Annotated in this window: 9 protein-coding genes and 1 tRNA gene; 6 read left to right on the top strand and 4 right to left on the bottom strand. The window is 43.3% G+C overall.

Going from position 1 to position 7578, the window contains the following annotated elements; translation table 11 throughout:
* The 3 genes from flgA to AACQ21_RS06375 form a co-directional block, all read left to right on the top strand.
* Window positions 1-514 (top strand): flagellar basal body P-ring formation chaperone FlgA (gene flgA, locus AACQ21_RS06385; RefSeq protein ID WP_105977264.1); only part of this gene is annotated, 514 nt, incomplete at its 5' end.
* Between the two features lie 128 nt (window positions 515-642).
* Window positions 643-963 carry a flagellar biosynthesis anti-sigma factor FlgM gene (gene flgM / locus AACQ21_RS06380; RefSeq protein ID WP_013856247.1) on the top strand — a complete coding sequence of 107 codons (321 nt, stop codon included), beginning with the start codon at window positions 643-645 and terminating at the stop codon, window positions 961-963.
* A gap of 31 nt (window positions 964-994) precedes the next feature.
* Complete coding sequence (locus AACQ21_RS06375) at window positions 995-1420, top strand: flagella synthesis protein FlgN (protein WP_013856246.1); 426 nt, start codon at window positions 995-997, stop codon at window positions 1418-1420.
* 97 nt (window positions 1421-1517) lie between these two features.
* On the opposite strand, the gene flgP is transcribed toward AACQ21_RS06375, so the two are convergent.
* Together flgP and AACQ21_RS06365 are read right to left on the bottom strand one after the other, a co-directional pair.
* The gene (gene flgP / locus AACQ21_RS06370) at window positions 1518-1949 is read right to left on the bottom strand and encodes a flagellar assembly lipoprotein FlgP (protein WP_017043110.1); all 432 of its coding nucleotides are present in this window, start codon (window positions 1947-1949) and stop codon (window positions 1518-1520) included.
* Window positions 1950-1958: 9 nt separating this feature from the next.
* Window positions 1959-2594 carry a FlgO family outer membrane protein gene (locus tag AACQ21_RS06365; RefSeq protein ID WP_013856244.1) on the bottom strand — a complete coding sequence of 212 codons (636 nt, stop codon included), beginning with the start codon at window positions 2592-2594 and terminating at the stop codon, window positions 1959-1961.
* A 161-nt stretch (window positions 2595-2755) separates the two neighbouring features.
* Between AACQ21_RS06365 and AACQ21_RS06360 the strand changes: the two genes are divergently transcribed.
* The 3 genes from AACQ21_RS06360 (at window position 2756) to AACQ21_RS06350 (ending at window position 4693) form a co-directional block, all read left to right on the top strand.
* Entirely contained in the window at window positions 2756-3889 is a 1134-nt protein-coding gene (locus tag AACQ21_RS06360) for a flagellar assembly protein FlgT (protein WP_105977263.1), read from the top strand.
* A gap of 54 nt (window positions 3890-3943) precedes the next feature.
* A tRNA-Arg gene (locus AACQ21_RS06355) sits at window positions 3944-4020 on the top strand.
* Between the two features lie 166 nt (window positions 4021-4186).
* The gene (locus AACQ21_RS06350) at window positions 4187-4693 is read left to right on the top strand and encodes a Fe3+-citrate ABC transporter substrate-binding protein (protein WP_026027396.1); all 507 of its coding nucleotides are present in this window, start codon (window positions 4187-4189) and stop codon (window positions 4691-4693) included.
* A 104-nt stretch (window positions 4694-4797) separates the two neighbouring features.
* Here the strand turns inward: AACQ21_RS06350 and AACQ21_RS06345 are convergent, their stop codons facing one another.
* The gene (locus AACQ21_RS06345; protein WP_026029039.1) at window positions 4798-5784 is read right to left on the bottom strand and encodes an OmpA family protein; all 987 of its coding nucleotides are present in this window, start codon (window positions 5782-5784) and stop codon (window positions 4798-4800) included.
* Window positions 5785-6044: 260 nt separating this feature from the next.
* Window positions 6045-7472: a glutamate--tRNA ligase gene (gltX, locus tag AACQ21_RS06340; RefSeq protein ID WP_105977262.1), complete on the bottom strand. Its 1428-nt coding sequence runs from the start codon at window positions 7470-7472 to the stop codon at window positions 6045-6047.
* Between the last annotated feature and the right edge of the window lie 106 nt (window positions 7473-7578).

The raw sequence follows: 7578 nt of genomic DNA, 5'->3' as shown, positions 1-7578 counted from the left end.
CCGAATTTATGCCACCGACTGCCCCACACCGTTATCGACCTCTTCCTCATCCAGTAATGGTTCTGCAAGTAATATCACAGTTCTGGTTGAATGCATTGAAGATAACTGGAAAATTTATGTTCCTGTAAGACTGACCATTTCACTGCCACTTGTCACCGTTGCCGTACCCATTTCTCGTGGACAGCAAATTACGCAGCAAGATGTCTTGATTACAATGGTAGACTTACACCGCTTTAGACGACAAGGTTTTTCCGATATAAATCGTATCGTCGGAGCTAAAGTGAAAAAAAACATGCGTATTGGCGATGTCGTTGAGCAAGATGATATATGCGTCGTATGTCGTAATGAAAACGTTATGATTCAAGCAGTCAAGCAGGGAATGATCATCACAACCAAAGGAACCGCTTTAAGTGATGGTATTTTTGGTGAGCAGATAAAAGTGAAAAATGATAAATCAAACCGTATAATAGATGCACAAGTAACCGGTATTGGCGAAGTCACGGTTCAATTTTAACGCTTTCATTACACTTCTAAATGTGTTTACGTTGTTAAGAAAGTGAAACAGAAAAAAAAGCTAAAGTAATCACAAGCACCGTCGATATTGACTGTACAGGTTTCCATTATTATTAATAAGGCTCACATATGGCAGGTATTGATAACATACGTTCGGGGCAAACATTAACGACGACAAATCGTAGTAATGCTCGTACTGAATCGAATGCATCTCCATCGACATCCGGCTCGGTCACTCGTTCACCTCAAAATCAAGATGCGGTATCACTTAGTACCCAAGGTAAGGCCATTGGTGAAATGCACAACCAAATGGTATCTCAGCCAAGTTTTGATAGTGCCAAAGTCGCTGCAATTAAAGATGCGATAGCCAATGGCTCATATAGAGTCGACCCAGAAAAGTTGGCTGATAATATGATTAAATTTGAAAAAGAGTTGGGTGGTTTTAACTAGCCCTACTTTTGACTAATTAAGGCAACATACAATGGCTGTATTAAAAGACTTAGTCGATTTCCAATTGAAAAATGCACTAGAACTCTCTTCGCTACTTGAACAAGAAAAGTTAGCAATTACGAGCCGTTCATCAAGTGAAATCGAAGCTATTGCCAAACAAAAGATGACCTTAGTTGGACAACTTCAACAAACTGACCTCCGAATTGCGAAACATCCCCATGTCGTGAGCCTGGCTGAAGATGTACTCCTGTCGCAAATCGTTGATCAGATTCGTTCCATTGTTCACGATTGCCAGCAAGCAAACCTTGTTAATGGTGAAGCGCTACAACGTGCACAACTCAGTTTTAATAAACTCAATAATTTGATGCAGCAAAGCCACGGAAAAATTGGCATGACGTATAACGCTGGTGGGCAAACCCACACTGTGTCCACTTTAGGGACCAATATTAAAGCGTAATCAACATGCAGCTGAGTTACTAAACTTTTAAGCTGAAACGAATTAAACAGAAAAGCGGCAAACTTTGCCGCTTTTTCGATCTGGAGAGAAGGAAGATTTAGAAGAGTGTTTGTTGACGTTTTTCTGGTACTTGCTGAACTTCTCCGTAGTCACGCAGTTTATCCATCTTACGGATATCGAGACGTAACTCAGTGACATAACTGTCACCCACCTTATAACTGCGGACCACTTCTGCTCCGCGGATAACACCATCAACCGCTCCCGACGTCAGCTCTGTGCCCAATCGCTGATCTTGTAGTTCAGCACGACCACTCACTCGCATTCCATAGACTTGCTCTGCCAGTTCGCGATAAGCATCGATTTTAGAGGCACGCATTGCACGGACTTGCTTTTCATCCACACTACGCCCAGTTTGCTCACTGATATTGGCATAACCTACCGCCGTTAACCATTCATCAGCGCGCATGGTTTGCAAGGGCTGGCAACCCACCATCATGATAGTCACTAGAAGTAATAGCCATTTTTTCATTGGTTTCTCCTATGGACGCAAGATAACAGTATACGGCTGCTTAATCGTAGGGTCAGAGCGAATTAACACACCATCTTGTGTACGGATACTGTTGAGCGTATCAAGATCACGACCAATACGATCGGCAGGCAAGAAGCCTTGTGCGGTAGCAACCACAACACGAGACTGCATTCCCACAACACGAGCATTGACTAATACACCGCCTTCTTGACGAAGCATTGTCCCTGTCAGTATGTATTGGATTTCTTGCTCTTGAGCAAGGTCTTTCCAGTCACGACTGAAAGCAAAATCACCTTGCTGCGTTACCTGAATCGAGCCTGTGGTTTTGAAATCAACCACTTTAAATCCTCGACGCTGAAACTGATGGATAAATCCTTCAGAAACCGAGTTACCCAACCAGTTAGTCGCATCCATACTTTGCAGGTCCACAAACGATGTTACAGCAATAGGAGTGCGAGCAGAAACACTAGTATTGGACACCATCAAATCTTCTGTCATGCTTTCAACAAAGAAGTCCAACGTGTGACGTGGGCTCTCCATTAGCATAAACTGTGAACCATTGTATGGCTCTTTACCGTTATAAATCGGGGCGTAGGCACAAGCAGTTAACAAAACTGCTGGCACTATCGAAAGCCATTTTTTCATTCTCTTATCTCCAGATATACTGAGGCAATCTTGATTCCAAACTTCAGATTAAAAAACTTGGAACACTCTTTGCTTTTCAAAACTTGTTACACTTTCAAAACGCACTGCCTACATCAGCTAAGATTTTAAAAGCAAAATTTATACCCAACTGGTAAATAACAATGAAAAAAATTATTTCTGTTTTATTTTCAATATGTTGCACCATTGCCTTTTCTCAGGCCGTTAATGCTGCTTGGTATGAAGTGACCGGATCGTCAGCCATTGTTTCCTCAGAGGAAGTCGCTCGCCTCAATGCATTGGAAGATGCCATCTATAAGGCGGTAAACTTTGCCGGGGCAGACATCGGTAGTATCAGTAACTTGCGACCACTGCTGGAATCAGACCGTAAAGAGTACCAGTTTACTAACCATGAAGTACGCTATGTGTTAGTTGAAGAGAATAAAACACGTCGGGGAGTGATGTATGTTAAAGCTCGAATTGATATTTATCCTTCGGCAACAGGTTGCCACGTTAGCCAATATAAGAAAACGTTTTTAGTGGGTAACATTGATCTTGCATCGCCACAACAGGCGGTTATGGGGCAAATTTACAGTGTGGGAGATGATTTTGCACAGGTACTCAACCGTCAACTCGATCAAGAATCTCGCAGTTTTGTATCGGTTGGCACCACAGATTATGCAATTGAAAAACAGCACCCAGAACGCTTAACCATGATTGCAGAGGACACGGGGGCACAGTACATTTTGGGGGGAACCATCACCGATTTAACTGCCACGATAGAGCAAAAATTACTCGCCGATGATGTGATTAACCGTCAATTTGCTATGCAAATCCAAGTGTTTGATGGCAAAACAGGCCAAGAAGTCATGACTAGACATTATAGAGAAGTCGCTAAATGGCCCTTCGCCAAAACCAGTCAGATAGATACGCGCAGTGCACGTTTTTGGTCTTCAACCTTTGGCAGCATGATGCTGCGTGTCAGCCGAAATATCATGCTCGATCTTGAATCGGAGCTTTCATGTAAAATAACTCTCCCCGAGGTTGTGGCTAAATACGGTAATACCATCACGATAGATTTAGGACGTGTGCATGGCGTTAAAACCGGTGACCAATTGCAGTTGTGGCATACAGGTTCATTCATTGATCAGAAAGGGCTACCACGAAATAAAGTGACTCAAAGTGATATTACCCTTAAGGTTACTCGCGTCTATGAAAACGAAGCAGAGCTGAGTGTTGATCAAGAAAATCTCGCCTCCAGCATACAAATTGGCGATGTTATGCACAAACAGCTTTAATTTTCGTTTTAACTAGTTAACTTCACAAAATTATTGAGTAAACTATCCCACCTTGCTCCCGTAGCTCAGTAGGATAGAGCGGCCCCCTCCTAAGGGGCAGGCCACAGGTTCGACTCCTGTCGGGAGCGCCATTTTGATAAAGCCTCAACCCCCAACCGGTGTTGAGGCTTTTTTCTTATGACGAAAAACTGACCTAATATTGATTTGAGCCACTATGATTCATATACAGTGCTTACTGTAAGTTCTATGTCAAATAATCTAGAATTAGTATTAACAGATTTATCGATAGAAAAAATGATGAAAAAGAGCAATCTAATCACGAATACTGGTCACCGCTTTATCTCTAAAGCAAAGACCGCCTATAAAATTCATATCCATACGCCGGATGATACGGTGCTGCACCGTTCTGTCGGCTATATCCGTATTGGTGAGAAAAAAGGGCTTAAAAAGGCGATAAAGCTGCGTAATGAATTAGGTTCAGAGATGTGGGGCAAACATTGGCGTCGTCTGCTCAAAGATCCTTACTTGATGACTCGCCTACCACACAGTTTGGAACCTAAAATCATATACAAACCCAGACCAACGCTCGATAACCCGGAAGCTCGGGATCCTTGTTATATCGCGGCTTGGAGACACTATGATGAAAAAGGTAACTGTATATTTCAAAGCGTCGTTTGTTCGATCAACAAACATGGCAAGCTTGCCGCTTATACCAAAACGAAGAAGGCGCTATTAGAGGCTTATAAAGAAGACTTGGATATTCTTATCTACATGGGCCGATTGAATAGTATTGATTTGAAATAACATGGCGTGATACCGGAGCGGTTAGAGGCTAAAATCCATTGTTTTACGAGAAGAAAGCCCGCGTTTTTCACGGGCTTTCTCTATTTTCTAATACTTAAGCGTTATTATTTCACTTCATAATCAAAGCTTGGAATAACGATATCAACACGACGGTTTTGCTTTCGACCTTCGACTGTATCGTTCGATGCGATTGGGCTATTTTCCCCTTCACCTTTTACGGTAAGACGGTTCGCATCCACACCTTTAGCAATCACAACATCAGCAACAACTTGTGCGCGTTTTTCTGATAGTTTCTGGTTGTAAGCCGCAGCGCCAGTTGAGTCAGTATGACCAATAATTTCAGCATCGGCTTGTGGGTAAGCTTGCAAATATTTCACTAGTTTATCGAGCTGGTTAGTACTCTCTGCTGTTAGCTTAGTGCTGTTATGGGCAAAGCTACTGCTGTCCAAACGTTGAAATGGCACATGCTTAACAACCGTTTCAGGTTCTTGGGGAATAACGACAGGCTCAACCACTGGCTGTGCAACTTCTTCAACAAACACCTCTTGCACGATGACTGGTGCAGGTTCTGCTTTACTTCCACCAAATTTATACGAAACACCTAAGGTAGCCGAGTTACCTGCAGCTCGGACAAGATCGTTATTAATATCGGTGAGGCTTTGATATTCCAAACGTAAAGTGACGTTATTATCGGTGTTGAACTCAATACCAGCGGCACCTAAATATGAGTAATCATCTTTATTGCCATAGTCAACATAAGCACCGCCGACTTTAGCATATAAGGCAATGGCATCAGTCAAAGGAAGGCTGACTTTCGGTGCGAGTGTAATGGCCGTTACTTTTTCATCATTCAGCCCCGCACCACTAAATTTGCCCAAGTAATCGTAACCGGCCTCTAATGAAAGCCAATTAAACGCTTGGTAACCAAGGTAAGCACCGACGGTAGAAGATTCATCTTCACACACATCTCCAGCACGACAAGCGTCATCAAGCCAAGATTTACCAACTTTAGCACCTACATATACTTCAGCCATTGCGGCAGAAGATGCAAAAACAAGCGCCATTGAAACTGCTGCTGCTAACTTTTTCATACTTTTTCCTTTCCTATTTATCGTTATCATAATGCGGTTGCGGTACCCAAAAAACGGTTTACTTTTCGCCTACACACATACCTACATAACTCGGAACCACTATACTGTATGTAAAGAAAGCTTAAATAGCGCATTAGTTTATTCTCTGTCATCGTTTTGTGAAATATTGTCAGTGCTCTACACCAAAGGATTTAACAAAGCCGATATAAAGAAAAACCGCAGCATAAGCTGCGGTTCAAAGCGTTGTTCGTATGATTGACTTATTGAGCGTTCGCTTCACGCTCAGCAATAAAGGCTAATGCCATATTGATACGAGCAATGACACGCTCTTTGCCGATCAGTTGCATAACAGCATCAACCGATGGCGATTGACCACCGCCAGTGACAGCAACGCGCAGCGGCATGCCTATTTTACCCATACCGATTTCAAGCTCTTCACACACTTGAGCGATGACAGCGTGCAGGTTTTCCGTTGTCCAGTCACTCAATGCTTCTAATTTGCTTAAAGCAAGTGCTAGCGGCTCTTTCGCCACACCGCGCAAGTGTTTTTTCGCCGCATCAGCATCAAACTCAGCAAAATCTTCAAAGAAGTAACGAGATTGAGCAGCAAGTTCAACCAAGGTATTGCAGCGTTCACCAACCAGTTTAACGATCTCAGCTAATGCTGGGCCGTTGTCTTTATTGATGCCTTGTTGCTCATAGTGCCATTCAAGGTGTTTTGCAACATATTCAGGCTCTGATGTTTTGATGTAGTGATTGTTCAGCCACAACAACTTATCAGTATTAAATGCAGATGCCGATTTGCTAATAGCATTTAAACTGAAGAACTGAATCATCTCTTCACGCGAGAAAATTTCTTGGTCGCCATGAGACCAACCTAGACGAACTAAATAGTTATTCAATGCTTCAGGCAGGTAACCTTCATCGCGATACTGCATCACAGAAACAGCGCCATGACGTTTAGATAGCTTCGCGCCGTCGTCACCTAAGATCATTGCGCAGTGCGCAAACACAGGTACAGGAGCACCTAACGCTTCGTAAATGTTGATTTGACGAGGTGTGTTGTTGATGTGATCTTCGCCACGAACGACATGAGTAATCCCCATATCCCAGTCATCCACCACCACACAGAAGTTATAGGTGGGTGAGCCATCGGTACGGCGAATGATCAGATCATCCATCTGGCTGTTGGAGATTTCGATACGGCCGCGGATCTGGTCGTCAAAAATTACGCTGCCTTCTTTAGGATTACGGAAACGGATAACACACGGATCCCCTTCTTTTGCGGCGTCGTTAACCGCTTTGATTTTTGGGTGATCAGCATCGTAGCGCGGCATCTCTTTGTTCGCTTCTTGCTCGGCACGAACTTCATCTAACAGCTCTTTAGAGGCGTAACATTTGTAGGCTTTATCTTCAGCAAGCAGCTTATCGACAACTTCATTATAACGATCAAAATGTTTAGTTTGGAAATATGGGCCTTCATCCCAATTCAAACCTAGCCAAGTCATACCTTCAAGAATCGCGTCTACGGCTTCTTGCGTCGAGCGCTCTAGGTCGGTGTCTTCAATACGCAAAACAAACTCACCACCTTGGCTTTTTGCATAAAGCCAAGAGTAAAGTGCAGTACGCGCACCACCAACGTGAAGATAGCCTGTCGGGCTAGGAGCAAAACGAGTTTTAACCGTCATTTGATTTCCTTAGGGATAAAAAGACAGCGGAGAACATGTCCACTGCAAGTACCAGGATAAAAAGTGGCGACATTTTACCACTGACGGCTAAATCTACAATCCTCGA

Origin of the sequence: Vibrio sp. V01_P9A10T6 (assembly GCF_963877065.1) — a bacterium.
In the GTDB taxonomy this organism is placed as follows: Bacteria; Pseudomonadota; Gammaproteobacteria; order Enterobacterales; family Vibrionaceae; genus Vibrio; species Vibrio anguillarum.
Note: the sequence above shows the minus strand (reverse complement) of the source record. Positions and strands in the feature narration are given on the sequence as shown.

Excerpts from the sequence above, each read along its gene's own strand:
- flgM (WP_013856247.1), top strand. The coding sequence starts at position 643 with ATGGCAGGTATTGATAACATACGTTCGGGGCAAACATTAACGACGACA.
- AACQ21_RS06375 (WP_013856246.1), top strand. The coding sequence starts at position 995 with ATGGCTGTATTAAAAGACTTAGTCGATTTCCAATTGAAAAATGCACTA.
- flgP (WP_017043110.1), bottom strand. The coding sequence starts at position 1,949 with ATGAAAAAATGGCTATTACTTCTAGTGACTATCATGATGGTGGGTTGC.
- AACQ21_RS06365 (WP_013856244.1), bottom strand. The coding sequence starts at position 2,594 with ATGAAAAAATGGCTTTCGATAGTGCCAGCAGTTTTGTTAACTGCTTGT.
- AACQ21_RS06360 (WP_105977263.1), top strand. The coding sequence starts at position 2,756 with ATGAAAAAAATTATTTCTGTTTTATTTTCAATATGTTGCACCATTGCC.
- AACQ21_RS06350 (WP_026027396.1), top strand. The coding sequence starts at position 4,187 with ATGAAAAAGAGCAATCTAATCACGAATACTGGTCACCGCTTTATCTCT.
- AACQ21_RS06345 (WP_026029039.1), bottom strand. The coding sequence starts at position 5,784 with ATGAAAAAGTTAGCAGCAGCAGTTTCAATGGCGCTTGTTTTTGCATCT.
- gltX (WP_105977262.1), bottom strand. The coding sequence starts at position 7,472 with ATGACGGTTAAAACTCGTTTTGCTCCTAGCCCGACAGGCTATCTTCAC.